The sequence below is a fragment of the Exiguobacterium sp. s39 genome (genome assembly GCF_018618925.1).
In the GTDB taxonomy this organism is placed as follows: domain Bacteria; phylum Bacillota; class Bacilli; order Exiguobacteriales; family Exiguobacteriaceae; genus Exiguobacterium_A; species Exiguobacterium_A abrahamii.
This window is the reverse complement of record NZ_JACSNA010000001.1, coordinates 2,191,813-2,218,032: the sequence shown is the minus strand read 5'-3', so window position 1 is coordinate 2,218,032 and position 26,220 is coordinate 2,191,813. Positions and strand designations below refer to the sequence as shown.

Genomic DNA, 26,220 nt, shown 5'->3' with positions numbered 1-26,220 from the left:
GTGGTCACACCCGTTCCCATGCCGAACACGGAAGTTAAGCACTTGAACGCCGAAAGTAGTTGGGGGCTTCCCCCTGTGAGGATAGGACGTTGCCAGGCACTTGACCGATCTGCAGATTGCAGGTCGGTCTTTTTGTGTAGTCCTTTTAGATAAGAAAGAAAAAAAACTGACGAATGGACGTCAATCCGCCATCACGTCAGTTTAAGCGAAGCATCTAGATTAAAAAGAAGGGGTTGTGCTAAGAAGACGAGGCGTGACTTGGCGTAAGAGTGCTGCAGCACGTGCTTCAAGAGGTGTTGGTAATTGATTCAGGGAGAAATACTGTAAGTCGAGACTCTCTCCGTCCGTCATTTGTAAGGTACCCGATACGTCTTTTGCTTGAAAGAGATGGATCACACTGTAGGTTTGATCGCCATTTGGATAACGGAAGAAGTAATCAGGACCCGAGAAGACGTCTAGCAGCTGAACGCTGCGTGCTTGAAGTCCGGTTTCTTCCTGCAACTCGCGCATCGCAACTTCTTCAAGTGTCTCACCTGGTTCCATCGAACCACCGGGGAGTCCCCAACTGTGTGTATCCGAACGATATTGAAATAGCAGTTCATGTTGTGAATTCATGACGAGTACGGTCGCACCCACGCTGATCAACGGTCGGTTGCCTACGATCTTTCGTAAATCTAATAAGTATCCCATCTGCTCACTCCTTTCGTATCAGTATAGAAGAATATTCATTATGACAGTTAGTAAAAAGAAATAAGGCAAAAAGACTTGCCAATTTAAAAGACGCATGTTATATTAATATCTGTCGAAACGTTATATCATCGCGGGGTGGAGCAGTCTGGTAGCTCGTTGGGCTCATAACCCAAAGGTCGTCGGTTCAAATCCGGCCCCCGCAACCAATTTTTAAATAATCAAATCCGAAACGTTTATCGTCGCGGGGTGGAGCAGTCTGGTAGCTCGTTGGGCTCATAACCCAAAGGTCGTCGGTTCAAATCCGGCCCCCGCAACCAATTTTAAACTTAACTTCAACTTTACTACGAAACGTTCAGCGTTTCGTATTTTTTTTTGCCTTTTTCGTTCGGTACAATAGAGAAGGACGAACAGTACGTATTAAAGGAGGAGACATCGTATGATAGAACTGGAAATGAACAGCTTGGAAGAAACGACTGCCTTGGCCCTTGAACTCGGACGACGTGCTGAAGCGGGAATGGTCATTACGCTCGATGGGGATTTAGGTGCTGGGAAAACGACCTTTACGCAAAGCTTTGCGAAAGGGTTAGGTGTGACGCGTCACGTCAACAGCCCTACCTTTACGATCATGAAAGTCTATACGGGACGTCTTCCTCTTTATCACATGGATGTCTATCGCTTGGAAGGTTCCGGTGATGATATCGGACTTGAAGAATATTTGAACGGTGAAGGCGTCGCCGTCGTCGAGTGGTCTGAATTGATCGCGGACAGCCTCCCACCTGAACGTTTGGCAATCACGATCACGCGAACGGGTGATGATAGTCGACGTTTTGAGCTGACGCCGATCGGAGAACGATACATTACATTATGTGAGGGATTGAAATCATGAAAATCGTAGCTATTGATACATCGACGAAACAATTATCGGTTGCTCTTTCAGACGGGAAACAGATCGTAGCAGAAGCTTCTTATGTCACGTTCTTGAATCATGCGACGAAACTCATGCCGTTGCTTGAGCGCTTGATGGTGGAAGCAAAATGGACACCGGCTCAACTGACACGTGTCGTCGTTGCTGACGGTCCTGGTTCTTATACCGGATTACGGATTGGAGCGACGACAGCGAAGACGCTCGCCTATACACTGGGCATCGAGCTCGTTGCCATCTCGACACTTGAACTGATGGCGGCTTCGACAGGTCATACGGGACGTGTCGCAGCAATTCAAGATGCGCGGCGTGGAGCAGGGTTTGTCGGAGTGTACGACGCCGGGAAACGAATCGGTGAAGAACAGCATGTCGAGATCGCTTCTTTTGTGAAGACGTTACCGCCAGATACGCTCGTCACAGGAGACGTCGATGCGTTCGAAGAGATTCTTCAGCCATTTGAAAAGGCGGCTCCTGCTTTCCGGACTCCACGTGCCGGTGTACTCGCTTTACTCGGTGCAACACGCCAGACGGTCGAAGCGCATGCGTTCGAACCACGATACCTGCGTCTAGCTGAAGCAGAGGCGAAATGGATTGAGGCACAGCGTCATGAGTAAGGGCATTCGTCGGATGACCGTACAGGACGCTGCAGGTGTTCATGCGGTTGAACTCGAATCGTTTGCGACACCGTGGACGCTAGATGCCTTCGAAGCGGAAATGACACAAAATCCGAATGCCTATTATGTCGTTGCCGATCAAGATGGTATCGTTGGGTTTGCTGGTCTGTGGCATATCGCGGATGAAGGACATATTACGAATATTGCCGTCAAGCAGTCGCATCGCGGACAAGGGTTCGGGGAAGATCTGCTAACGGCATTGATCGCCGTCGGTCGTGCGCTTAGTTTGCGGGCGATGACACTCGAAGTACGTGTCTCGAACACACCAGCGCGGACTTTATATGAAAAACTCGGATTTCAGTATGTCGGTGTCCGAAAACGATATTATCAAGATAACAATGAAGATGCTGCCATCTACTGGCTGGAGCTGGAGGGAGAAGACCTATGACACAACCATTGATTCTAGCAATTGAATCGAGTTGCGACGAAACGGCAGCTGCCGTCGTCCGTGGAGGAATCGACGTCTTATCGAACGTCGTCTCGTCTCAAATCGAAAGTCATAAACGATTCGGTGGCGTCGTGCCTGAAGTGGCTTCACGCCATCACGTTGAACGGATCACATACGTCATCGATGATGCTTTGACGGAAGCAAACGTCACGATCGACGATATCGATGCGATCGCCGTCACGGAAGGACCTGGACTCGTTGGAGCACTGCTCGTTGGTGTCAGCGCAGCGAAGGCACTCGCCTTTGCTCACAATAAACCATTGATCGGTGTTCATCATATCGCAGGTCATATCTATGCGAATCGTCTCGTGCAAGAGCTTGAGTTTCCGCTCGTCTGTTTGATTGCATCAGGTGGGCACACGGAACTGATCTACATGCCGGAAGACGGTGTATATGAAGTCATTGGTGAAACACGGGATGACGCCGCCGGGGAAGCATATGATAAAGTTGCTCGGACGTTGAAGTTACCGTATCCAGGTGGTCCACGAATCGACCAGTTGGCACAGACTGGTCAGGATACGTTCCATTTTCCACGTGTCTGGCTCGAAAAGGATTCGTATGACTTTAGCTTCAGCGGTTTGAAGTCAGCAGTCATCAATGCTGTGCATAACGCCGAACAACGGGGAGAAACGATCATCCCGGAAGATTTAGCTGCGAGTTTCCAAGCGAGCGTCGTCGAGGTACTCGTGACGAAGGCGGTCCGTGCCGTGAAGGATAAAGGGGGACGTCAATTACTGCTTGCTGGTGGCGTCGCTGCCAACAAAGGATTACGCCAAGGTCTCGAAGCAGCGTGTGCGAAGGAAGGAATCGATCTCGTCATTCCGCCGATGCACCTGTGTGGAGACAATGCAGCGATGATCGGAGCGGCTGCGATTCATCCGTATCGCGCGTTACGCTATTCGACACTTGCCATGAACGCAGAACCTGGGCTAGATTTAAAGTAAGGAATCCGAACAACTTGGGGGAAATGGAATGAAAAAAGTCATCATCGCATTGTTAGCGGTACTGGTCATCGTCGCGATCGGACTTCAGATCCGAGAAATCGTCAACGCATACCAAGTCGCCTATAAGGAAGAACTCGTACCCGATAAAAAAGCGGTCGAGACGAATACGAAACAACGTCCACTTTACGAAATCGGACGAGCAGAAGGGGAAAAGACCCGGATTCAAAAGTTATATGCTTTTGATCAGACAGTCAATGGTAAGCTCAGTAACGTCGTCATCGTCGATCGGAAGTATGGTTTAACGAACAAGGCGAGTGATGATTATTTCATGATTGCTTCCGGAACACCAGTGACGGATCAAGAAAAGAAGTCATTCGAACCAATGATTCAAAAGATGGATGCAGAACAAGTCCAAGCCGAGGTCATCTCAAAGCATGAGGTGACGGCTGTCGAGAACAATAAAAAACGGACGTTGACGTTATTTAAGGTCTTCTATAAGGATACGGATCAAAACGAATACCTCTTCTTCATCGAAAAAGAAGGCGGTCTGAAACTCGATCTATTCAAGAAGGGTTACTCACGTTTGTCTAATTACTAAATCCATGAAAACAGCGGATTCCTAAATAGGAGTCCGCTGTTGTTCGTTCATTGCCATTCAGTGATACCCGTCAAGTCATCATAGATACGATCGGGATCGAGATTCAATTCCTCGACCGGAAGTCCATTTCGATTGATCCATGCCGTTTTGAAGCCGAAACTCTTCGCCCCGGTGATGTCCCAACCGTTCGAGGACATGAAGAGGATTTCCTCGCGTTTTAGACCGAGCGTGTTTAAGGCATGCATATAGGATGCAGGTGCTGGCTTATACTGTTTGATATCATCGACACTGACGAGATGTTCGAACCGATCGGCTAAGCCTGACTGCTCAATCAGCGGATCGAGCATATCATGGGAACCATTCGAGAAGACGACTAGGCGCTTGTCCGCCATCGTCTCGAGAACGGAGCTAACTTCGGGATATACATTAAGCGTCAGGTACGTCTCCATTAAGGTCGTGATTTGTTCCTCGGTCACATGGAGCTTCAGTTCGAGTAACGTATAGCGGAGAGCATCTTGTGTCACTTGGCTGAACGGCACATACTGTCCGTTCAATTGTCGGAGGAAAGAGTACTCCAGTTGTTTCTCCCGCCAGCGTTTGCTGATCGCTTCTCCGTGACCCGGGTAAAGTTCTTCGGCTTTTTCTTTGACGGAATGGACATCGAATAATGTACCGTAGACGTCAAAGACAAGTGCTTGAATCGTCATAAAACATTCATCTCACTTTCATAGAGTCTGTTTTAACGATTCCCTTACAGTACGGATTCAAACGACACTCAAGAATGAACCTGTCGTAAAAAGCGATGAAACGTCTGTGCGAATGCGCGGCAAGCGGCCTGTTTCTCCGGGGTATTCGGATCAAACTCAATCTTCAAGCCATCCGTGACGAGGGTCGCCCCAGCTTCTTTTAACGCGTCTTCAATCAAATCAACCGCTGCGCAGTACTTCGGATAATCAAGATCCCCCGAACCAAAAGCAGCAGCCGGTATCCCGTCTAAGGATTGTTCCCGTAGCTCCTCGACGAAGTCTTCTGCTTCATACGGTAAATCACCGTCTCCCCATGTATATGAGCCGAGTAATAGACCATCAAAACGTGATAAGTCCTCCCCGACGAATTGATCTAGTTCCGTGATCGTCACGTCGACATCGTGTTGCTCGAGTTCATGTTGAATGAGCGAGACGATATCTTCCGTATTACCGGACATGCTGACGAATCCAATCGCGATATGCATGCATCTTCCTCCTTTCACTGTACTTCTCTACTTTAATTGATAATGATTATCAATGTCAAAGGGCATATAAAAAAGCACCTTCCAAAGAAGATGCTTTTCTATACATTAGTCTTGTAGTTCGGCCCATTCCTCAATGGAACGAATGACCGGTTCGAGTTGGCGCCCTTTGTCGGTCAAACTGTATTGAATCTTAATCGGACGATCGGGAATGACAGTCCGGATGACGATGCCTTCCGCTTCGAGCTCCTTCATACGTTCCGTGAGCATACGACCTGATAATTCGGGAATGGCATCTTGAATCTCATTGAAACGACATGTCTTCGTCAACAAGTGACGTAAGATCAGACCCGTCCATTTCTTACCTAAGATTTCAAAGGCATGTTCGACTTTGGGACAAAGAGCCGGTTGGATTGCGACTTCTTCCATCAGCACTCATCCTTTCTATAGTTGTAGTATACCCGCTTCTGCTAAAAAAATCGAATCATTTTACTTAATGTAACGTCTTGAACTAAAACAAATCTATTTACTTTTAGTAAGTGATAAGATATAGTCTGTTTATTGAGTTACTTAAAGTAACTAAAATACATTAGGTAAAAGGAGAAGAGAGCAATGATGGATACAGGACTTTTAATTATTCGTTTAATCATCGGCTTAACGTTCGCTGCACACGGGACACAAAAATTATTTGGTTGGTTCGGCGGACACGGAATCGCTGGAACAGGCGGTTGGTTCGAATCAATCGGCATGAAGCCAGGGAAGACACTCGCGATTACAGCAGGTCTTGCTGAATTGATCGGCGGCTTGTTGTTTGCAGGAGGCGTATTCCTCTGGATCGCAGCACTCCTCATCATTGGATCGATGCTTGTCGCGATCGTTAAAGTACACGGTGCGAATGGTTACTGGGTGACGCAGAACGGGTACGAATACAACATGGCATTGATCGTCATCGCGCTTGGTGTAGCTATGATCGGTGCTGGAGACTATTCACTCGCTGCACTCATCGGGTGAAGAAAAAGGTGGGTCATTCATGAAGTTCGAGGCATCAACGCTTAGCGCAAAAGACAATTATAAATTACTGATCGGAAGCATCATTCCGCGTCCGATTGCTTTCGTGACAACGCAAGGAGAAGACGGGACGGTCAACGCCGCACCGTTTTCCTTCTTTACGGTCGCTTCAAGCAGTCCACCACAACTGGTGATTGCCGTACAACGGACGGATCAGGGTCAGAAGGATACGGCACGTAACATCTTGGCGAAACAAAGTTATGTCATCCATATCGTCAGCGAAGAGATCGTCGACGCAGTCAATGAGACAGCAGCGCCACTTGCTTACGGTGAAAGTGAGCTTGAGCGGACGGATTTGACGCTCGTCGATAGTGACGCGATCGAAGTACCCGGAATCGCCGAAGCGAAAATCCGCTTCGAGATGCGCTTGACGCAATACGTCGAGCTAGAAGGTGCCGATCTTCTGATTGGGGAAGTACTGCGTTATCACGTCGCGGATGAACTCGTCGATTCGTTCCGGATTGACGCAGCAGGCTTGAAGGCTGTCGCTCGTTTAGCAGGGAATGATTATGCGACGATCGGGAAGACGTTTACGATTGCCCGACCGACAAAATGATAGAAGCGTGAATGCTTGATTCATCGTACGATTCGTTTTGATTCAAACGAAAAGGAGTGGAGAGACCGGTCTAGCTACCGGAATCTCCACTCCTTTTTCTCATGTCGTTCATCTGATTCATCGATCGGACTTCAAGGTTGCGGATCGATTTCGTTTGAAGAGGCTTCAAGACCATGACGTTTACTGTACTGATAGCCATCGAGCAAATAAAAGACGATTGCGAGTGCCCAAATGCCGACACAGCTTATCAAGAAAGCGGTGAGCGGTGAGACACTACCGTAATACGATAGGATCAACGGGTCATTGAGTTCGACGAATAGCTGTGTCGTCAGGAGCGTACAGCATAATCCCGAGAGTAAACTGACGAAAAGACCGCTCCATGTCTGGATGACGAGACCGATCATACAAGAAATCAGGAGGAACAAAGGAAGCGCGGCATTAAAAGCATCCGGCCGGATGAAGGTGGACACGTAGTCTGCATACATCGGTACGAAATAAAGGATGCCGGATAGCAGTCCTTGAATCAAGTTAATGAAAAAGCTTTTCGTCCGCATCAGTGTTGGTTCTCCCATCGTTCCATCAATTCGAGTAGATCGACATCAATTTGGTCACGTTCTGCTGAAAGAGCTGTCGCTTTCGGAATATCGTTGAAGACTTCCGGTTCACAGAGCAATTGTTCAATTTCTGCCGAACGCTGTTCGAGCCGCTCGATGTCTTGTTCGAGTTGCTCGATCTGCTGACGGCGCTTGCGTTCTTCTTTCTGTGCTTCCTTGTCGATCGTCTTCGACGCCGTGACCTTTGCGGCTTTTGCTTCCTCGGCTTCAAGACGCGCAATCTCTTCTTGCTCCGCCTTCTTCTCCGTGTAGTACGAATAATCACCGAGGTATTCCGTCACGCCGGCTTCACTCATCTCGATGACGCGGGTCGCGATCCGGTCAATGAAGTAACGGTCGTGGGAGACGAATAGCAGCGTACCTTCGTAGTCGACGAGCGCGTTTTCAAGGACCATCTTCGAATCCAGATCCAAGTGGTTCGTCGGCTCATCGAGGACGAGGACGTTCGTCTTCCGGAGTTTCAGTTTCGCGAGCGCGAGACGTCCGCGTTCGCCACCGGATAACTCATGAACAATCTTGAAGACATCGTCACCGCTAAATAGGAATTGCCCGAGTACGGACCGGACTTCTTGTTCACGCATCAGTGGCCATTCGTTCCAAATCTCATCGATGACACGGTTCCGATCATTGAGTTCCGCCTGCTCTTGATCGTAATATCCGATCGAGACGCCGGTTCCGAAACGGAAATCACCGAAGAGGGGGCGTAAGCGGCCGACGAGGACTTTCAGGAGCGTCGACTTTCCGATTCCATTCGGTCCGACGAGTGCCAGCGATTCACCGCGTTGCAAGCGGAACGTGATGTCTTTTGAGACAGCTTCTTCGTAACCGATCGCCAGTTGATTGACTTGAAGAACGTCGTTCCCGCTCTGTTTTTCAATCGGGAAGGACAGGACCGTGCTACGCTCATCCCCATCTGGTCGGTCGAGCCGGTCGACCTTCTCGAGCCGCTTCCGGACACTTTGGGCACGTTTTGTCGTCGTCGCCCGGGCGATGTTCCGTTGAATGAAGTCCTGCATCTTCGCGATCTCTTCTTGCTGCTGTTCAAACTGCTTCATTTCCTGATCGTATAAGGCCGCTTTTTGCTCCAAGTACTTCGTATAGTTCCCCGTGAACTTACGACAGACATTGCGCGACAGTTCGTAGACGACATTGACGACTTGGTCGAGGAAGTACCGGTCGTGCGAGACGATCAGGACGGCACCACGATAACCACCGAGGTAGCTTTCAAGCCAAGCAAGCGTATCGATATCGAGGTGGTTGGTCGGCTCATCGAGAATGAGGAGCTCTGGTGCTTGCAGGAGCATCTTTGCTAAGGCAAGCCGTGTCCGTTGACCACCAGATAATGTCTGAATCCGGCGCGAGTAATCATCCGGATAAAAGCGCATGCCGTGCAAAACGGAGCGGATATTCGCTTCGAACTGATAACCACCGGCTTCTGAGAAGTCGTGTTGCGCTTGATCGTACGTCTTCAAGAGACGATCGTAAGCGACCGGGTCGTTCAAGATATGCTCCATGCCCATTTCGATTTCCATCCGGCGCAGTGTTCGTTCTTGTTCCTGGAGATGTTCGAAGACGGTCAGCATCTCGTTCCAGATCGTCTCATTCGATTCGAGACCACTGTCTTGCGCGAGATAACCGATTTTGACATCCTTGCCTTTCATGATGTCGCCCGAGTCATGACTGAGTTCACCAGCGATGATTTTGAGCAAGGTCGATTTACCGGCACCGTTTCGTCCGACGAGCGCAATCCGATCTCGCTCTTGTACTTCCAGTTTGATATTTTCTAAAATCGGCTCGACGCCGAATGATTTCGAGAGTTGATTGACTTGTAAGAGTATCATTTCCATCCATCCTTCCACCCTTTAGTCTATCACGAACAAAAGCGCAAGGTCCTGCGGAATATATTATTTGTGACTCTATGTGAAGTGGTTTACAATCAAGGAGAGTAGAAAGCTTTTTGCAAAGATTTGGGTGCCACGATGGATGTGGCCGAAGGGGGAACTGCAGGATGAATGGACCAGACACAAAAATTCCACAAGCGACAGCAAAACGGTTGCCGCTATATTATCGCTTCATCCAAAGTTTATACAATTCAGGCAAGCTCCGCGTCTCTTCTGCTGAGTTAAGCGAGGCGGTGAAGGTTGATTCAGCAACGATTCGTCGCGATTTTTCCTACTTTGGGGCATTAGGGAAGAAGGGGTATGGGTATAACGTTCAACATCTCTTAACGTTTTTCCGCAAAACCTTGAATCAAGATGAGGTGACGAATGTTGCCTTAATCGGGGTCGGTCATCTCGGAACAGCGTTTGCAAATTATAACTTTTTAAAGAATAATAGTACTCGGATAGTCGTTGCGTTTGATGCGGACGAAGAGAAGGTCGGAACAACGACGCATGACGTTCCAATCTATCATGTTTCGGACATGAAAGAACAAATCGAAGCGAATCAGGTCGATGTTGCCATCTTGACGGTTCCATCGCAGTTCGCACAGTCAGTAGCGGATGAGTTAGTCGAGTATGGTGTGACAGGCATCCTGAACTTTACGCCAGCGCGGTTGAACGTGCCAGCGAGCGTCCGGGTCCATCACATCGATTTATCGATCGAGTTGCAGTCGTTAGTTTATTTCATGAAGCATTATTCGCAATCAGCTGAAGGAGTGAAATCATAATGGAAAACCTTATCCCGCTCACACTAGGTATCGGACCAGCGAGCATCGGATTAATCGCGGTCGTCGCGTTGATCATCTTCGGACCGAAGAAGTTACCAGAATTCGGACGCGCTGCGGGTCAGACATTGAAAGAGTTCAAGAATGCCACGAACGGCATCATGGACGACGATAAAAAGGACGAACCGAAAGAGAAGTGATTGAATCATGACGGTTGATCAAGAGCAAAGCATGACGTCGCACCTTGACGAACTGCGCAAGCGGATCGTCTGGTCGCTTATCATCGTCGTCGTCCTGTTCGCTGTCGCATTTCCGCTCGTCCGACCGCTCGTTCGCTTCTTGCAAGCGGACTTAAAAGAGCTCGGCATCGGTTTGAATGCCTTCAACGTCGCCGATCCTTTAATGTTGTATTTGAATCTTGCGTTCATCATTGCGCTGATTTTAGCGTCACCGTTCTGGATGTATCAACTCTGGGCATTCGTCCGACCAGGACTTTATGACAAGGAGCAAAAAGCGACATTGACGTATATTCCGGTCATCTTCTTTCTATTTTTGGCTGGCGTAGCCTTCTCGTATTTCTGGTTGCTTCCCTTCTTGCTTGAAGTCTCAACAGATCTCGGGAAAGAGCTCGGAATCGAACAAGTCATTGGAGTCGAGAACTACTTCAGTTTCTTAATCCGATTGACGATGCCGTTCGGTCTTCTGTTCCAATTGCCGGTCGTGACGATGTTCCTGACGCGTCTTGGTCTCGTGACGCCATATTTCATGCGAAAGAATCGGAAATATGCGTACTTTGTGCTGTTCGTCGTTGCGGCATTGATCGCACCGCCGGATGTGACGTCACACTTGATGATCTCGGTGCCATTGTTCGTTCTCTATGAGATCAGCATCTTGATTTCTGCGCGGACGTACAAAAAGGTCTTGATCCTCGAGCAACAGGCAGAGCTTGAACGACAGGCGGACTTGATGCGTGAATTGAATAAATGAATCGTGAATTCCTTCCGACGATTTTGGAAGGGATTCTTTTTTATGAAAGCGTTCTTTTTATATTGATAAAGCAGTTAGTGATGCGTATACTAAAGATAATTCATGGGGGCTTAGCTCAGCTGGGAGAGCGTTTGGCTGGCAGCCAAAAGGTCGTCGGTTCGATCCCGATAGTCTCCACCAATACCAAATATCTAACTCCTCGAAGCGTCGAGGAGTTTTTATTTTACTCCCAGTTAAATTCCTTACAAATATAAAATGTCATGTAAAACAAATAAATTAAAAAAATAGACAAATATAAATTGTTTATTTCCATTAAATTCATTAAACTAAATATACAGAATTTTCGTTTAACTGTTTTATCAGTAGTACTACTATGGTTTTACAGAAAAGGGGAAAACGAACGCATGAAGAAGAAGATTGCACTTATGGCAGCCGTCTTAATGACGTCTTCCAATCTAGTCAGTGCGCAAGGTGCACTGTCGTCGCAAGACAAAGCAACGGGTCAAAAACCGCAAGCGCTCTCGCTGAAGAAATCGGGGCAAGAGAAGAACTACAAACAATCGGATAAAGTCCGTGTCGTCATCGAGATGGAAGAGAAGCCGGCGATTCAAATCGCCCAGGCTCAAAACAAGCGGTATAGCACATTGAGCAATGCCGAAAAAGAGTCGATCAAAGATCGCCTCGTCAGCGTCCAAAAATCGGTCAAGTCAGCCATCGCTAAAAAATCAATTCCCGTTACATATAAGGAGAGCTTCACGACCGTCATCAACGGATTCAGTGGTGAAGTTAAGTTCGGCGATATCGAAGACATTAAAAAACTCAACGGAGTCAAGAGCGTACATATCGCCCATGAATACGCGCGTCCGGAAGTTGCTAAAGGTGCAAAGCCAGACATGCTGTACAGCAAGGACATGGTCAATGCGAAGGAAACATGGCAGGACTATGGTTTTAAAGGGGAAGGAACAATCGTTGCCGTCATCGATACGGGAATCGATCCATCGCATAAGGACATGGTCTTGAGCCCTGAGACGAAGATCGATTTGACTTCTTCGAAAGTCGATAGTGCGAAAGAAACAAAAGGTTTAAAAGGAAAATACTTCACGGAAAAAGTACCGTACGGCTATAACTATGCCGATCACGATAGCGAAATCCGTGATTTAGGTGCGGGCGCATCGATGCACGGGATGCACGTCGCGGGTACGGTCGGAGCAAACGGCGATGAAGCAAACGGCGGCATCAAAGGGGTCGCTCCGGAAACACAACTCCTCGCGATGAAAGTCTTCGGAAACGATCCAGGAATGCCATCGACATTCAGCGATATCTACATTAAAGCGATCGATGATGCGATTGCACTCGGAGCCGATGTCATCAACATGAGTCTCGGATCGACGGCATCGTTCGTCAATGCAGATGATCCAGAACAACGCGCAATCGTCAACGCGATGAACAACGGTATCTTGTGTGCGATTTCTGCTGGTAACTCGGCATTCGCAGGTCATGGTGCAGGTAACCCGTACACAGCGAACCCGGATATCGGTGTCGTCGGTGCCCCAGGTTTAACGAGCCAAGCACTCCAAGTCGCATCACTCGAAAATACGAAATTGACACTCGAAGGCATGGCGCTGACGATTGACGGTCAGGATGCTGGTTATTTGGCATACCAAAAACAAGATTCACCGAATCCGATTGCTGTCTTCGATAAAGAGAAGAAGGATGTCGTCTATGTCGGTGACGGTCAAGCTTCGAACTACGAAGGCAAAGACGTCAAAGGGAAAGTCGTCTTCGTCGTGCGTAACGGTGGTTTCAACTACGGTATGATCCAAGCAGAAGCTGAGAAGCAAGGGGCAGCAGGTGTCATCGTCCGCGGTCGAGTCGATCATGGGGATTACGTCAGCATGGCGCTCAACAATCCGACGATTCCACTCGTCACGCTTAGCATCGCAGACGGAAACGATCTTGAAGCAAAAGCAAAAGAGGGCAAGGCAATCGCTGTCACGTTCGACGGAAAAGCAGTCTCAGCCGATAACCCGGTCGCAGGACAAATGTCTGACTTCACGTCTTGGGGTGTCACACCAAGCCTTGACTTCAAGCCAGAAATCACGGCACCAGGTGGAAAAATCTACTCAACGCTCAACGATAATGAGTATGGTGTCATGAGTGGAACATCGATGGCGGCACCACACGTTGCTGGTGGAACGGCACTCGTCATGCAACGGATCGCGAAGGACTTTAAAGTCGATGGTGCGACACGCGTTAAGCTCGCGAAGAACATCTTGATGAACACGTCGCGTCCGCAACTCGATCAAGGAAAATACAATGCGCAGCTAAAAACAGGCAACTTCTACTCCCCACGTCGTGAGGGAGCTGGATTGATGGATCTTCGTGCTGCCATGAAGACACCAGTCGTCGTCACAGAGACGAAGTCGGGTGAAGGTAAGGCATCCTTGAAGGAAGTCGGCGAGAAGTTCACGTTCACGCTTGATTTGAAAAACTACAGCAGTGAAAAAGTGACATATAAGTTAGCCGGAACGGTTCAATCGGATCTCGGTGCAGAAGGATCGAACTTCCTCGAAGCAAACGGCATCTTTAAAAAGGGAACGATCGGTACAGTGGATGCAAACAAAGGCACATATCCGATCTCATTCGCAGTTGGCTCGAAGAAAGCAAGTTCGGTCTCGATTAATCCGAAGAGCTCAACGAAAGTCAGTGTATCGGTCGATCTGAAGGATACAACGGACTGGGCAAACGAACTTCCGCTCGAACAAGTCTTTGAGAACGGCTACTTCGTCGAAGGATTCGTCCGTCTGATCGATACGAAGAGTAAGAATCCAGAATTGACGGTTCCTTACGTTGGCTTTAAAGGAAAATGGGATCAAGCTCCGATTCTAGACGCACCATTGTACGATGAAGACAACACGTTCTATGGTTTGACAGGTCTAGCGACAGAAGTGAAGGATAACTTCGAATTCCTTGGCGCAAACGCTGCTGGAGATGTCGTCGCGAACAAAGTTTCGTTCTCACCAAACAACGATGGTAGCGCAGATGAAGCCTTCCCGATCATCTCGTTCCTCCGTAATGCGAAAAAAGTCGAGTACTCGATTCTTGACCGGAATAAAGCAACGCTTCAGAAGCTCGATACGCAAACGGACGTCGTCAAGAACTACTACGATAGCGGTTCAGAGGACGGATACACACCAGTCACAAGCGCTGCTTGGGACGGAACGATCAACGGGAAACCGGTCAAGGATGGTCTTTACTACTACAAAGTCAAATCCGTGATCGATTATCCGAATGCAAAATGGCAGTCGAATCTCTTCCCAGTCTATATCGATACGAAAAAACCAGCTGCAACTGTGAAGTGGGATGCGTCGAAATCAACGCTCTCGTGGACAGCAGGTGACCAAGGAACAGGTGTCGCGTCATACGATATTCTCGTCAATGGTAAGAGTGTCTTGAAACAACCGCTTGCTGCAACAGAAAAAGCGTACACGTTGACGGATCTTCCAGAGCGCGCGAAGATTGCCTTCGTCGTGAAGGATTATGCAGGAAACAGTGTGAAAAAAGACGTCAACACGACAGGTGTCGATAAAGCGGTACCGAACGTTCAAATCGATACACCAGTCGCACTTGGTCTTGCGACATCAAAAGTCATCAACATCGCAGGTCACGTCTCTGATGAATCAGGCATCAAATCGTTCAAAATCAATGGTAAATCTGTCAAACTTCGCTTCGATGCGGCCCAACAAAACTATGCGTTCAGCCACGACGTGACGTATACGACGGATGGCGTCAAGTCATTCAAGGTCGAAGCGTACGATGGTAAAGGAAACCGTGTGGCGTTCAGTCGTCAAGTCATCATCGACACAGAATTACCGACGATTCGCGTCACAGCACCAAAAACCGTTTCAAGCAAAACAAAAACAGCTGAGATGAAGATCGTTCTTCGCGATAACTACAGCGAATTACGCTTTGACTTCAACGGTAGCGCGGAATACCGCCGGACGTTCAAAGAGCCGTACGAGATGAAAGCCTTCAAAAAGACAATCACGAAAAAAGTGACGCTCAAGAAGGGGAAAAACACGTACAACTTGAAACTGAAGGACCTCGGTGGACACGTTGTTACGAAAACAGTCGTCATCACGAAAAAATAAGAAACAAAAGATGAAGCCAGGCGGAAATCCGTCTGGCTTTTCTTGCGTGCCGAAGCGCCTTGAAGGGTTTATGAGACGAGAAGAGGGGGAATTTTAAGAACAGAAACAAGTCAGAGGGGGAACAACCATGAATCCGTTCACGACCTTAATCGCCTTCATTGTAGGGTGTCTCGTCTTATATCTCGGTATCCGCGACAAAAACGGCTGGCTGATCGGTGTCGCGATGATACCGCTCGCGATCGTTGCCTATAGCGTCATCTATCTGATCATCCAGGTCAGTGCGTAGTCTTCATGGAAGATGTCTTACCCTAAGCGGTAGGACATCTTTTTTTTTGAAATTCGTACTACAGATGAAACCGATCCAGTAAAATGTAAGTATATAACAGTATAGAGAGGTGGATGATCATGGAACACGTACATACACAAACGGATGCCTTAGCGGCGCTATACAAAGAGATGCACCAAAAGACACAGACCGGCATGTGGGTCATGCTTGCGGCATTCTTAGCGCTCAGTAACACACTCGAGAAACCGATCTACGCGATGATCGTCCCGTTATTGTATTTTGGCTACGATATGTTCGTACAACGCAAGCGGTTCGCGCTTGTTGCGGAATATACATCAGAGACTTCTGCAAGACGGCTTTATCACGTGCATGTGTTGATCGGTATCTTACAATACGGAGCGCTTGCCGGTCTAATTGTCTGGGCAGCCGATCGACCGAACACGTCTTTTTTGCTCGGTCTGATCATCATCGTCATTCCGTTCTACTGGATCTGTCGAAAAACGTTAGAGTTCATCTCACGAAAGATTGATCCAACGTATATCACGGAAAAAGAAATTCACAAAGCGCGCTAAAGGAGAAGGTACTATGCAAACGGCTCGTGAAGAACGTCTACAAAAACTTGCGCTCGCGTACCGGGATGTCGAGTGGCTCGGCACACGCTGGTACTGGAACGTGCTCTTATTCATAACAGTTGGTATCCTGATCGAGTGGACCGATATCCCCTTGTTGATTTTGACGATTCCAGCCCTTTTTCTCGGCTCTGATTTTCGCTACCAACTAAAAAAACGAAAAATTTTAGACGGATATATCTCAAAAGCGCAGGTCCGTCGCCAATTTTTACTACGCATTGGTAGTCACGTCCTGCTGTATGCGATCTTAACGATCGTCATCACCCAGACGATCGAGGGACCGTTCTGGCAGATGCTTGTGGCAATTTTTACGATTTTAACACCGCTCTATTTCATCAGCGAATGGATCATCCGACGCGACGGAGCGCGTGATCCCGATTATATCAGTGACGGAGAAGTAGCCCGCTTCGTCAGACAGAAAGGAACATCGAAATGGAACACCTATTCGAGCGACAAGCACGTCTGAATGTAATGAAACGTCCGGTGCGTGTCGTCGCCTATTTCTTTTTGATTCCTGGATTAATTTGTGCAGTATTTGCTTGGTTTATGACGTCAATTGCATCTGTCTTTCTCCCAATCATGCTCTCTTGTTTTTGCGCGACGGCAGTCGCTCGAGAAATTGTTCGGCTACGGCTCATGAAGTCGTATTTAACACCGACTATCTATCAACAAACGGTTCAAAAGGTCGCTCGTCTGACAATCATTGGTTATGTCGTAGCGGGGCTGATTTACTTTGTTATGCAGTCGACTCCAAGTGCCTCTGGTTATTTATTTGGCATCTTCCTCTTTTGGGTTGGTGGAGTCAGTCTAGGTGTCACTCGACTAAACCGGTTAGCCAAACAAATCGATCCCGCGTACGTCTCGATGGGAGAAATCGAACGTGCGTGGTGGAAACGGTAAAGCAAAAAATCCGCATCCATTCAGCAAAAGACGCTGATTGATGCGGATTTTTGATTATTTCTTCAACAGGAGATAGATGAAGTATGGTGCTCCAATCAAGGCGACGACGATCCCAGCCGGTACACCGTCTGGTCCCGCGATGTTGCGCCCGATCGTATCAGCGAACGCAAGCAACCAGCCGCCGAGCAAGAGGGCAATTGGCAGGAAGAATTGATGCCGTGGTCCAACGAGCGCGCGGGCGATATGCGGCGCCATCAGACCGATGAAGGAAATCCCACCGGTGACAGAGACGGCAGCAGCGGCAAGCGCGACGGCTGTCAACAAGAGTTGGATCCGTTCTTTTTCAATCGCGACACCGACACCGATCGCGACCGGTTCATTCAAGGCAAGCAGATTGAGCTTATTCGCTTTATAGAACGTGAGCGGAATCAAGACGAGTAACCACGGTAACAGCGAGTAGACGAAGATCCAGTCTGTTCCCCAAATGTTACCGGCGAGCCATTTGGCGATGAAGTCGACCTTTTCACGACGCGTCGATGAAATCAGGATGACCATGATTCCAGACAGTGCCATCGAGAAGCCGACACCGGTCAAAATCAAGCGGATCGGCTGGAGTCCTTGGACGCGGTCGTACGAGAACAGGTAGATCGCTGTCGCGGTGACGAGTGCACCGAAGAAGGCAGCAATCGGTAACAGATAGATGAACGACCCGACATCGGTCGGGAAGTACAGGAAGAAAAAGGCGACGGCGACGCCAGCTCCCGTATTGATGCCGATGATACCAGGATCAGCGAGTTCATTGCGGGTGATCCCTTGAAGGATTGCACCCGATAAGGCGAGCGCCATTCCTGCCATGACGGTGATGAGCAGTCGGGGTAAGCGGAGCGAATAGAGGACGAACTCCTCTTTGAACGATCCGTTTCCAAGTAACGTCGGCAGTAAACGATCGTACGAGAGAGAAGCAGGTCCAAGACCGATGCTGACGACGAGTGTTGCGATCAATAGTGCCAGTAACGTCCAAAACGTCAGTTGCTGGCGACGGCGTAAACGAGATTCCATCATGAGAAAGCACGCCCTCCTTTCCGAACGATTAAGAGGAAGAATGGTAGCCCGAGCATCGAGACGATTGCGATGACTGGCGTTTCATAGGGCGCGTACAGTGTCCGTCCGATCGTATCGGCAAGCAACATGAACGTCGCACCAAAGATCGCAGTCATCGGCAGGATGAATCGATAGTCCGTCCCGACGATCGCACGGACGATATGCGGAATCATCAGCCCGATGAATGCCATATTACCGACGAGGGCTACGGCAGCGCCAGCAAGCAGGATGACGACGACGTAGAGGACCGCTTTGATCCGCTGGATGTTCTGTCCGAGACCGAGTGCGACTTCTTCCGATAGACTGAGAATCGTCAATTGTCGTGAGAAAATGAACGCAATCACGATTCCAATGGCGATGACTGGCGCGATGACTTGCAGTTGTCCCCATGTCGACCCGACGAGTCCCCCGGACGTCCATTGTGAAACATCTTGAGCAATCTTGAAGTAAATCCCGATGCCTTCCGCAATCGCATACAGAAACGCTGAGATCGCGGAACCGGCAAGGACGATCCGGAGCGGGGAAAAGCCGCCTTTTTTCGAAGCGCCGATTCCAAAGACAAGTGCTGCCCCGAGTGCTGCTCCGACGAAACACGCGATCATGATGCCGAAGTAGTCAATTTTCGGGAACAGGACGATGACGAGCGCGAGTGCCGCATTTGCACCCGCTGTCAGACCGAGTAGACCAGGATCGGCGAGGGGATTGCGTGTCATCGCTTGCATGATGGCACCTGAGACACCGAGTGCCGCTCCAACAAGGATTGCTGCCAGTTCCCGTGGCAAGCGGATTTCCTGGACGATTTTTGCTTTTTCATTCAACGGTCCGAACGTCAAAGCGTTCCAGACTTCGCGCGTTGTCGTATCGGCGGCACCGAACGTCATCGCGATCCAGAACATCCCGAAAAAGAGGACGAGACCGAGTGTGATTTTAATGCCGAACGGAATTCGACCAGCTGACATGAATGTCGCCTCCATTTCTGATTTAGTGAGTGAGCCACAAAAAAAGGGAGGGATCCCGCAGGTTCCCTCCCTTATTCATTATGCGCCAAGGAAACTTTTCTTGAAGAACTCGAGTTGACGTTCGAGTGTGAGCGGATCGTTGAAGTAGAACTCCTTCGAATCGACTTCGAAGACACGATCGTTTTTGACGGCTGGAATGTTCTTGAACGTATCCGTTTTCGTGAATGAGTTGTCCGCTTCCGCACTCTTACTGAAGACGAGGTAGTCGCCTGCGTATTCAGGAAGGACTTCTGGTGACAACGCGTAGTATCCATCTTTTAATGCCATCTTCGTGACTTTATCCGGCATTTTCAATTTCATTTCCTGATAGAGAATCTCTGTTCCACGACCCCAGTTATCGCCGAAGACGTAGAGTTGTTTATCGAAGCTTTCGATGACAGACACAGTAGCATCTTCACCGATTTTTGCTTTGATGTCTTTACCTGCAGCAGCAGCGCGTGTTTTGAAGTCTTTGACCCAGTCGCGTGCTTCTTGCTCTTTGTTGAGCAATTTACCGATTTCGATGTGTTGCGTCAAGTAGTCGACTTTTCCGTATGTGTACGTAACTGTCGGAGCAATCTTTTTAATTTTATCGAGGTTTTTCGTTGTTGAGTAGCCGATGATCAAATCGGGTTCGAGTTCGATGATTTTTTCAACGTTCTCTTCCGATACTTCCGTGACATCTTTGAGTTTGTCGAACTTCGGATTCGCTTTTGACCACGAATCGACACCAACGACAGGTACGTCGAGTGCCATGACATTGCCGGCAAAACCAGCGAGGACAACGACACGTTTTGGATTAGCCGGAACTTTAATGTCACCGTTCTCCGATTTGTACGTAATCGTCTCGTTTTTCGACCCAGACGCTGCGTCGTCTTTTTTCTCCGTATTGCCACACGCTGCGATGACGAGCGTGAGAATGAGTAGAACCGGTAAAAGTAGTTTCTTCATGATTCAATCTCCCTTGATTAAGTTGTAGGTGATACACATCGGCTTGTTCGTCCGCGGATCGCGTCCGATTTCAGCATCGATATGGAATACTTCTTGTAAGACGTCTTTTGCGATGACTTCCTCACACGTCCCGGCTTTGACGACTTCGCCGTTTTTCATGGCGATGATATAGTCGGCGAACCGTGCCGCTTGATTCAAATCATGCAGGACCATGACGATCGTCCGTCCTTCGGTCCGGTTGAGATGCTCAAGCAGTTCGAGCACCTCGAGTTGGTGGGCGAGATCAAGATAAGTCGTCGGTTCATCGAGGAAGATGATGTCCGTCTCTTGGGCGAGTGCCATCGCAATCCAGACCCGTTGACGTTGACCACCCGACAGCGCATCGACGGGACGATGTTTGAATGCCATCGTATCCGTTGCTTCGAGTGCCCAATCGATGATCTCGTAATCGTGTTTCGTCAAGCGTCCGAATCCTTTTTGGTACGGGAAACGACCGTATGAGACGAGCTCTGCGACCGTCAGACCACTTGCGCTCTCTGGAGTTTGTGGCAGAATAGCCATTTTCCGGGCAAGTAGCTTCGTGCTTTCCTTGGCGATATCGAGACCATCGAGCAATGCACGTCCTGATTGATGAGGAATGATTCGTGTCATCGCTTTCAATAAAGTCGATTTGCCACATCCGTTCGCCCCAATGATTGTCGTGATTTGTCGATCGGGAATTTGGACGGACAAGTCTTTGACGATGGGACGATCACCGTAGCCGATATTGATTTCTTCTGTTGCTAGACGTACCATACGCGACGACTCCTTCGTTGTTCTCTCCGTTTTCAATGATAATGATTATCACTATCGTCTCATTAACCATACCAGTCCTATAAAAACGCTGTCAACATTTTTTCTTGTGTTCAAGAGATGTTCACGTTATCATGAGGGAGTGAGAATGATAATCAATCGTAATCAAAGACGAGGAGTGAGTGAGATGAGGGAACAGGAGTTGTTCGACGTAACGATCATCGGCGGAGGACCTGCAGGGTTATATTCGACGTTCTATAGTGGTCTTCGGGGCATGAAGACGAAATTGATCGAGTATCAAGCAGAACTCGGAGGAAAATTGCACGTTTATCCGGAAAAGATGATCTGGGACGTCGGCGGACAGCCACCGATCACTGGTGAAAAACTCATGGCTCAACTCGTCGAACAAGGACTGACGTTCCAACCGACTGTTCAATTGAATGAAAAGATCATCTCGATCGCAAAAGACGTCTTCGGCAACTTCGTCTTAGAAGCAGAATCGGGTCGGATCCATTATTCGAAGACGGTCATCGTCGCGGTAGGCGGCGGCATCCTCAATCCACAAAAATTAAAAGTCGAAGGTGCGGAACGCTTTGAAGTGTCGAACTTGAACTATACGGTCAAATCGATTGAACGCTTTAAAGGAAAGACCGTCATCGTCTCAGGTGGTGGGAACTCTGCGATCGACTGGGCGAACGAGCTCGAACCGGTCGCAAAAAAAGTCTACGTCACGTATCGCCGGGATTGTTTCTCGGGGCACGAGGCGCAAGTCGACCAGCTCGTCAAAAGTTCGGCTGTCTGTCTCCTCAACACGACGATTCACAAGCTGATCGCAAGTCCTGATCATCAACGGATCGCATCAGTCGAATTGATCGACTGTCAAACAGACGAAATCGTCGAGATTCCAATTGATGAAGTCATCATCAATCATGGGTATGAACAGGATGCAGCACTGCTTGACGCGTGTGATCTCGATATCGCACGGGTCGATGACTTCTATATCGCAGGGAACGCGGCGAGCGAGTCGAGTGTACCGGGTCTATATGCTGCCGGAGATATTCTTTCGCACGACGGGAAGGTCCACTTGATCTCAGGTGCCTTCCAAGATGCGGCGAACGCCGTCAACCGGGCGAAACGCTTCATCGAGCCGGAAGCGCCAAAAGTGGCGATGGTCTCGTCACACAACGAAGTTTTCAAAAAACGCAATCGGGCGTTGATTGAGGAACGCGTTAATCAACAATCTTGAATAATGTTTAAACGTCCAAAATGCTTGGAAACAAGCGGATTTTGGACGTTTTTTTGTATGAATTTCATTTTTGTACTATAACAGAACGATTTGACAACGTACTGTATTTAGGACAAAATTCTACTTATGTTCCACTACATGTAGGATACAAGTAAGACGGATGTATAAGGAGGAAGGGTATGACAACTACGAAACGTAAGCCAATTGGCCTTGCCTGGCAAATTTTAATCGGCTTGATTCTCGGGATCACAGTCGGTGGTGTATTTTATGGGAATCCCCATGTCGCGGAGTGGCTTAAGCCAATCGGTGACATCTTTATCCGGATGATGAAAATGATCGTCGTTCCGATCGTCTTCACGACGATCGTCCTCGGTGTCTCATCAGTCGGTAGTCCGAAAAGTCTCGGACGTCTTGGTGTCAAAACGCTCGGTTACTTCACGATCGTGACGATGATCGCCATCTTCACGGGGCTGTTCGCAGCCAATCTCATTGAACCGGGTGCTGGTATTAACATGTCGACACTCGATAAAACGGACATTTCGACATATGTCGAAACGGAAGAGACGACACAAGACGCAGGACTCGTCGACAAGATCGTCAACATCGTCCCGACGAATATCTTGGACGCGATGGTCCGCGGTGACATGCTTGCAATCATTTTCTTCTCGGTCTTATTCGGACTCGGTGTCGGTTTTGCAGGAGAGAAGGGCCAACCGGTCGTTCGTTTCTTTGAAGGCGTCGCAGCAGCGATGTTCAATCTCGTCAATATCGTCATGAAATTCGCGCCGATTGGTGTCTTCGCTTTAATCGGTGTCACGGTCTCGACGTTCGGGATTGAATCGCTCGGTTCATTGTTTAAACTGATTGCGACATTATACGTCACAGCGCTTCTTTTCATGGTCATCGTCTTCGGTGCCATCATGAAATGGGTCGGGATTCGCGTTTCTGATTTCACGCGCATCTTCAAGGACGAGTTATTGCTGACGTATTCGACGGCGTCGTCTGAGACGGTACTGCCACGGATCATGGAAAAACTCGAGAAGATGGGTGTTCCGAAATCAATCGTTAGCTTCGTCGTACCGACGGGTTATTCGTTTAACCTTGATGGATCTGCGCTTTATCAAGCGCTCGCAGCCTTGTTCATCGCACAGATGTACGGGATTGATCTCTCGATCGGAACACAGCTGACGCTTGTCTTCGTCTTAATGCTGACATCAAAAGGGATGGCTGCCGTTCCTGGCGTCTCATTCGTCGTTTTACTCGCAACACTCGGTACGGTTGGTATCCCGGCAGAAGGACTTGCCTTCATCGCGGGGATTGACCGAATCATGGATATGATGCGCTCGGTCGTCAACGTCACAGGAAACACGCTCGCTTCACTCGTCATCGCGAAGTGGGAAGGTGTCCTTGACGAAGACCAACTCGAGACGTTCATGTCGACAGAAGGTAAAAAAGACGACGTCCGCAGTGCGTGATTGTCGTAAATATAAGGAAGGACTGAATCGTCAGTCCTTCTTTTTTTCGTCCTTGAAAATAGATTAAAGTCGATTGTTATTAAAGAAAATCCCTTATTTTTGATTATAATTAAAATTTTATTGAATATTATTGATTATAAAGTTAATATTGTTGATATAATCATAAGGAAGAGGCGATAGGATGGAAACGGTAGGAATCGTCATTGGTATTGTCACAGTCTGTATCGTACAATTTTACTTAGCAAGGCGCGGGAGAGTCTGGAGTCTCATCATTCCAGCCATCATCATTGGGCTCGGAATTTACTGGTATTTCGGAACAGGACCACACTCAGCGGATCGAAAATCGGTGATTCGGATGGGAACGTTTGCCGGTATATGTTTGATGATCTCAATGGCTGAGATGGGTGTCGATACGCGCCGTAAGCAACTGAAGCGTGAAAAAGAACGAATGGAGATTCAAGATTTGTAAGAGAAGTGAGGGAACACGATGGAACGACAAGACGTGCCCGCTTGGGTACTGGCACTCGAACAGGAACATCTCGAGTTCATCCGGAAGTTCGTCTTGAGCTCCGGTTCATTGAAGGATATGGCAACGGCTTATCAAGTATCCTACCCGACCGTCCGGGCGAAGTTGAACCAGTTGATCGAGCGGATTGATTCGGTGCAGCAGGAAGATGTCGAATTCGTCAACATGATCAAGAACTTAGTCTTAGATGAACGGTTGAGTCTCGATGTGGCGAAGACGATCATCGATTCCTACCGCAAGGGTCAAGCGAAAGAATAAACCAAAAAACGAGATTCCCGTATGACGGAAATCTCGTTTTTTTTATTGCTTATCGTTCTTTTTGTCCTGTTCCTTCTTGATCATCTTCTTTGCTGCTGCGCGGAAGCGGAAGATCAAGTAGAGACGGTAGAAGTCGATCGCGGCGAACAACGTCAACAGGATCGTCCAGAAGTTGAAGACCGTTCCTGCTTCGACCGAGTTGTTGTAAGCAAGGAACATGAAGAGAATACCGAAGATGGCATAGAACACTGCCATGAAGTTCGAGCTTTGACGCATGAAAACACGACCTTTCGTAAATTAAGACATCGCGTAGATGGCGAGTACGACGATTCCGTTGTTAAAGACATGGATGGCGATCGGAGCAATGATCCGGCGCGTCTTGACGAAGACGAGCGAGAAGACGAAACTCATCGCGACATAGATTAAAAATTTGTTGTCCTGGTGAATCAGTCCGAACAAGGCACCCGTCAAGATGAAGCTGAAGAAGAAACCGAGCTTCGAGGAGAGATTCCCGAACATGATATGCCGGAACAAGAACTCTTCCATGATCGGTCCAAGCAGGACGACCATGACTTGCAGGAGTGGGATGACTTGGATCGCTTGGATGATCTGATCCGTATTTTGCGATTTCGCGACATTCTCGATCCCGCCTGCCATCCAGGCATCGATCAAGTTGACGCTGATCAAGAGCGCATACAGGAGCACGATCCCGATTCCGATCCATTTCAACGTATCCATCGGATCGGTTTGACGTCCCTCTGCCTTCCACTTCTGCCAATCGGGGCGCAAGCAGTAGTAGGAGACGATGACGGCGACCGTGAAGCCGATCGCAAGCCACCAACCGGCGACGTCAGCAATGACGTTTTTCGGAAAGAAATATTGGAACGAACCCGGAACCAATTGGACGATCAGATAGATGATGATTGGGATGACGTGACGCTTTTGCCACTTCTCCGCCATCAGAAAAGGCAGACTGATTGGATTTTTCATCGTACAGGACACAACTCCTTTGTAATGAAGGTACTGTCCCGATTGTAACAAACAAACGGTCTTGGCGCACGATTGACGATGATTCAAAGGTGTCGATTTCGGGAAAACGGATAAAGGTTCAGGCTTGAATTCAGAAGAGAAAGCGTATAAGATAAAAATATGTTAGCACTCAACTAAAGTGAGTGCTAAAAAACAGTCATTTTCAAGGAGGATGTTTCGCATGTTAAAACCACTTGGTGATCGCATCGTGATCGAAGTCGTTAAAAAAGAAGAAACAACACTCGGAGGAATCGTTCTTCCTGGGTCAGCGAAAGAAAAACCACAAGAGGGTAAAGTCGTCGCTGTCGGTACAGGCCGTGTGACAGAGCAAGGCGTACGTGTACCACTTGAAGTGAGTGTCGGAGATCACGTCATCTATGCACAATATGCCGGTTCGGAAGTCAAAGTCGACGGCAATGAATACTTAATTTTACGCGAAAGCGATATTTTGGCAGTAGCCGAGTAATCTGTTCAATCATTTATA

Annotated in this window: 32 protein-coding genes, 3 tRNA genes and 1 rRNA gene; 24 read left to right on the top strand and 12 right to left on the bottom strand. The window is 48.5% G+C overall.

What is annotated here, in order from left to right; all coding sequences use genetic code 11:
• Positions 1-98: ribosomal RNA gene (gene rrf, locus KNQ11_RS11485) — 5S ribosomal RNA — on the top strand; the annotation flags it as partial.
• Between the two features lie 121 nt (positions 99-219).
• On the opposite strand, the gene KNQ11_RS11480 is transcribed toward rrf, so the two are convergent.
• A complete protein-coding gene (locus tag KNQ11_RS11480) occupies positions 220-690 on the bottom strand; it encodes an NUDIX hydrolase (protein WP_214724246.1) in 471 nt (156 codons plus the stop codon).
• Between the two features lie 129 nt (positions 691-819).
• On the opposite strand from KNQ11_RS11480, the gene KNQ11_RS11475 reads away from it, so the two are divergent.
• The 7 genes from KNQ11_RS11475 (at position 820) to KNQ11_RS11445 (ending at position 4,276) form a co-directional block, all read left to right on the top strand.
• Positions 820-896: transfer RNA gene (locus tag KNQ11_RS11475), tRNA-Met, on the top strand.
• A gap of 34 nt (positions 897-930) precedes the next feature.
• A tRNA-Met gene (locus KNQ11_RS11470) sits at positions 931-1,007 on the top strand.
• A 119-nt stretch (positions 1,008-1,126) separates the two neighbouring features.
• Positions 1,127-1,576 carry a tRNA (adenosine(37)-N6)-threonylcarbamoyltransferase complex ATPase subunit type 1 TsaE gene (gene tsaE, locus KNQ11_RS11465; RefSeq protein ID WP_023469616.1) on the top strand — a complete coding sequence of 150 codons (450 nt, stop codon included), beginning with the start codon at positions 1,127-1,129 and terminating at the stop codon, positions 1,574-1,576.
• Complete coding sequence (gene tsaB / locus KNQ11_RS11460) at positions 1,573-2,226, top strand: tRNA (adenosine(37)-N6)-threonylcarbamoyltransferase complex dimerization subunit type 1 TsaB (protein WP_214724244.1); 654 nt, start codon at positions 1,573-1,575, stop codon at positions 2,224-2,226. Before tsaE ends, tsaB begins: the two co-directional genes overlap by 4 nt.
• Complete coding sequence (gene rimI / locus KNQ11_RS11455) at positions 2,219-2,674, top strand: ribosomal protein S18-alanine N-acetyltransferase (RefSeq protein WP_214724242.1); 456 nt, start codon at positions 2,219-2,221, stop codon at positions 2,672-2,674. The genes tsaB and rimI overlap by 8 nt, the downstream gene beginning before the upstream one ends.
• Positions 2,671-3,678 carry a tRNA (adenosine(37)-N6)-threonylcarbamoyltransferase complex transferase subunit TsaD gene (gene tsaD, locus KNQ11_RS11450; protein ID WP_214724240.1) on the top strand — a complete coding sequence of 336 codons (1,008 nt, stop codon included), beginning with the start codon at positions 2,671-2,673 and terminating at the stop codon, positions 3,676-3,678. Before rimI ends, tsaD begins: the two co-directional genes overlap by 4 nt.
• A gap of 28 nt (positions 3,679-3,706) precedes the next feature.
• A complete protein-coding gene (locus tag KNQ11_RS11445; RefSeq protein WP_058704191.1) occupies positions 3,707-4,276 on the top strand; it encodes a hypothetical protein in 570 nt (189 codons plus the stop codon).
• 47 nt (positions 4,277-4,323) lie between these two features.
• On the opposite strand, the gene KNQ11_RS11440 is transcribed toward KNQ11_RS11445, so the two are convergent.
• The 3 genes from KNQ11_RS11440 to KNQ11_RS11430 all read right to left on the bottom strand — a co-directional run bounded on the left by KNQ11_RS11440 (position 4,324) and on the right by KNQ11_RS11430 (position 5,933).
• The gene (locus tag KNQ11_RS11440) at positions 4,324-4,983 is read right to left on the bottom strand and encodes a haloacid dehalogenase type II (RefSeq protein ID WP_149427970.1); all 660 of its coding nucleotides are present in this window, start codon (positions 4,981-4,983) and stop codon (positions 4,324-4,326) included.
• 68 nt (positions 4,984-5,051) lie between these two features.
• Positions 5,052-5,507, bottom strand: coding sequence for a flavodoxin (locus KNQ11_RS11435; protein WP_214771801.1), 456 nt, complete (start codon positions 5,505-5,507; stop codon positions 5,052-5,054).
• A gap of 105 nt (positions 5,508-5,612) precedes the next feature.
• Complete coding sequence (locus KNQ11_RS11430; RefSeq protein WP_023469609.1) at positions 5,613-5,933, bottom strand: winged helix-turn-helix transcriptional regulator; 321 nt, start codon at positions 5,931-5,933, stop codon at positions 5,613-5,615.
• A 183-nt stretch (positions 5,934-6,116) separates the two neighbouring features.
• Between KNQ11_RS11430 and KNQ11_RS11425 the strand changes: the two genes are divergently transcribed.
• Together KNQ11_RS11425 and KNQ11_RS11420 are read left to right on the top strand one after the other, a co-directional pair.
• On the top strand, positions 6,117-6,515 hold the full coding sequence (locus tag KNQ11_RS11425; protein ID WP_149427968.1) for a DoxX family protein: 399 nt from the start codon (positions 6,117-6,119) through the stop codon (positions 6,513-6,515).
• A gap of 19 nt (positions 6,516-6,534) precedes the next feature.
• Positions 6,535-7,128, top strand: coding sequence for a flavin reductase family protein (locus KNQ11_RS11420; protein WP_149427967.1), 594 nt, complete (start codon positions 6,535-6,537; stop codon positions 7,126-7,128).
• A 131-nt stretch (positions 7,129-7,259) separates the two neighbouring features.
• Here KNQ11_RS11420 and KNQ11_RS11415 read toward each other — a convergent pair whose 3' ends face one another.
• Positions 7,260-7,682 (bottom strand): hypothetical protein, encoded by a 423-nt coding sequence (locus KNQ11_RS11415; protein WP_064299193.1) that lies wholly within the window; start codon positions 7,680-7,682, stop codon positions 7,260-7,262.
• Positions 7,682-9,583, bottom strand: a complete 1,902-nt coding sequence (locus tag KNQ11_RS11410) for an ATP-binding cassette domain-containing protein (RefSeq protein ID WP_029342826.1) — start codon at positions 9,581-9,583, stop codon at positions 7,682-7,684. Before KNQ11_RS11410 ends, KNQ11_RS11415 begins: the two co-directional genes overlap by 1 nt.
• Before the next feature lie 167 nt (positions 9,584-9,750).
• Between KNQ11_RS11410 and KNQ11_RS11405 the strand changes: the two genes are divergently transcribed.
• The 9 genes from KNQ11_RS11405 (at position 9,751) to KNQ11_RS11365 (ending at position 17,360) form a co-directional block, all read left to right on the top strand.
• Entirely contained in the window at positions 9,751-10,410 is a 660-nt protein-coding gene (locus tag KNQ11_RS11405) for a redox-sensing transcriptional repressor Rex (protein ID WP_023469604.1), read from the top strand.
• Positions 10,410-10,607: a twin-arginine translocase TatA/TatE family subunit gene (locus tag KNQ11_RS11400; RefSeq protein ID WP_029342825.1), complete on the top strand. Its 198-nt coding sequence runs from the start codon at positions 10,410-10,412 to the stop codon at positions 10,605-10,607. Before KNQ11_RS11405 ends, KNQ11_RS11400 begins: the two co-directional genes overlap by 1 nt.
• A gap of 7 nt (positions 10,608-10,614) precedes the next feature.
• Positions 10,615-11,394 (top strand): twin-arginine translocase subunit TatC, encoded by a 780-nt coding sequence (gene tatC / locus KNQ11_RS11395; protein ID WP_149427966.1) that lies wholly within the window; start codon positions 10,615-10,617, stop codon positions 11,392-11,394.
• Between the two features lie 104 nt (positions 11,395-11,498).
• Positions 11,499-11,574, top strand: a tRNA-Ala gene (locus KNQ11_RS11390).
• A gap of 224 nt (positions 11,575-11,798) precedes the next feature.
• Positions 11,799-15,545 (top strand): S8 family serine peptidase, encoded by a 3,747-nt coding sequence (locus KNQ11_RS11385; protein ID WP_149427965.1) that lies wholly within the window; start codon positions 11,799-11,801, stop codon positions 15,543-15,545.
• 127 nt (positions 15,546-15,672) lie between these two features.
• Positions 15,673-15,831, top strand: a complete 159-nt coding sequence (locus KNQ11_RS11380) for a hypothetical protein (protein WP_014971497.1) — start codon at positions 15,673-15,675, stop codon at positions 15,829-15,831.
• Positions 15,832-15,950: 119 nt separating this feature from the next.
• On the top strand, positions 15,951-16,403 hold the full coding sequence (locus KNQ11_RS11375; RefSeq protein WP_149427964.1) for a hypothetical protein: 453 nt from the start codon (positions 15,951-15,953) through the stop codon (positions 16,401-16,403).
• Between the two features lie 13 nt (positions 16,404-16,416).
• Positions 16,417-16,926: a hypothetical protein gene (locus tag KNQ11_RS11370; RefSeq protein WP_214724232.1), complete on the top strand. Its 510-nt coding sequence runs from the start codon at positions 16,417-16,419 to the stop codon at positions 16,924-16,926.
• Positions 16,893-17,360, top strand: a complete 468-nt coding sequence (locus tag KNQ11_RS11365) for a hypothetical protein (protein WP_149427962.1) — start codon at positions 16,893-16,895, stop codon at positions 17,358-17,360. The genes KNQ11_RS11370 and KNQ11_RS11365 overlap by 34 nt, the downstream gene beginning before the upstream one ends.
• Before the next feature lie 54 nt (positions 17,361-17,414).
• Here KNQ11_RS11365 and KNQ11_RS11360 read toward each other — a convergent pair whose 3' ends face one another.
• From KNQ11_RS11360 to KNQ11_RS11345, 4 genes are all read right to left on the bottom strand, one after another.
• Positions 17,415-18,422, bottom strand: a complete 1,008-nt coding sequence (locus KNQ11_RS11360; RefSeq protein WP_149427961.1) for a FecCD family ABC transporter permease — start codon at positions 18,420-18,422, stop codon at positions 17,415-17,417.
• Positions 18,419-19,420, bottom strand: coding sequence for a FecCD family ABC transporter permease (locus KNQ11_RS11355; RefSeq protein WP_055969403.1), 1,002 nt, complete (start codon positions 19,418-19,420; stop codon positions 18,419-18,421). Before KNQ11_RS11355 ends, KNQ11_RS11360 begins: the two co-directional genes overlap by 4 nt.
• A 78-nt stretch (positions 19,421-19,498) precedes the next feature.
• Complete coding sequence (locus KNQ11_RS11350; protein ID WP_055969400.1) at positions 19,499-20,410, bottom strand: iron-hydroxamate ABC transporter substrate-binding protein; 912 nt, start codon at positions 20,408-20,410, stop codon at positions 19,499-19,501.
• A gap of 3 nt (positions 20,411-20,413) precedes the next feature.
• A complete protein-coding gene (locus KNQ11_RS11345; RefSeq protein WP_023469594.1) occupies positions 20,414-21,205 on the bottom strand; it encodes an ABC transporter ATP-binding protein in 792 nt (263 codons plus the stop codon).
• Between the two features lie 184 nt (positions 21,206-21,389).
• Between KNQ11_RS11345 and KNQ11_RS11340 the strand changes: the two genes are divergently transcribed.
• The 4 genes from KNQ11_RS11340 (at position 21,390) to KNQ11_RS11325 (ending at position 24,707) form a co-directional block, all read left to right on the top strand.
• Positions 21,390-22,448 carry an NAD(P)/FAD-dependent oxidoreductase gene (locus KNQ11_RS11340; RefSeq protein WP_029342814.1) on the top strand — a complete coding sequence of 353 codons (1,059 nt, stop codon included), beginning with the start codon at positions 21,390-21,392 and terminating at the stop codon, positions 22,446-22,448.
• A gap of 179 nt (positions 22,449-22,627) precedes the next feature.
• Entirely contained in the window at positions 22,628-23,923 is a 1,296-nt protein-coding gene (locus tag KNQ11_RS11335; RefSeq protein WP_214724225.1) for a cation:dicarboxylate symporter family transporter, read from the top strand.
• 181 nt (positions 23,924-24,104) lie between these two features.
• Positions 24,105-24,392 carry a hypothetical protein gene (locus KNQ11_RS11330; protein ID WP_214724223.1) on the top strand — a complete coding sequence of 96 codons (288 nt, stop codon included), beginning with the start codon at positions 24,105-24,107 and terminating at the stop codon, positions 24,390-24,392.
• Positions 24,393-24,410: 18 nt separating this feature from the next.
• Complete coding sequence (locus KNQ11_RS11325) at positions 24,411-24,707, top strand: DUF2089 family protein (protein ID WP_023469590.1); 297 nt, start codon at positions 24,411-24,413, stop codon at positions 24,705-24,707.
• Positions 24,708-24,749: 42 nt separating this feature from the next.
• Here KNQ11_RS11325 and KNQ11_RS11320 read toward each other — a convergent pair whose 3' ends face one another.
• Both KNQ11_RS11320 and KNQ11_RS11315 read right to left on the bottom strand, forming a co-directional pair.
• Entirely contained in the window at positions 24,750-24,962 is a 213-nt protein-coding gene (locus tag KNQ11_RS11320; protein ID WP_230088481.1) for a DUF4305 domain-containing protein, read from the bottom strand.
• A 42-nt stretch (positions 24,963-25,004) separates the two neighbouring features.
• Positions 25,005-25,697: a CPBP family intramembrane glutamic endopeptidase gene (locus tag KNQ11_RS11315; protein ID WP_214771798.1), complete on the bottom strand. Its 693-nt coding sequence runs from the start codon at positions 25,695-25,697 to the stop codon at positions 25,005-25,007.
• A 220-nt stretch (positions 25,698-25,917) separates the two neighbouring features.
• On the opposite strand from KNQ11_RS11315, the gene groES reads away from it, so the two are divergent.
• Positions 25,918-26,202 (top strand): co-chaperone GroES, encoded by a 285-nt coding sequence (gene groES / locus KNQ11_RS11310; protein ID WP_023469587.1) that lies wholly within the window; start codon positions 25,918-25,920, stop codon positions 26,200-26,202.
• Positions 26,203-26,220 lie beyond the last annotated feature (18 nt).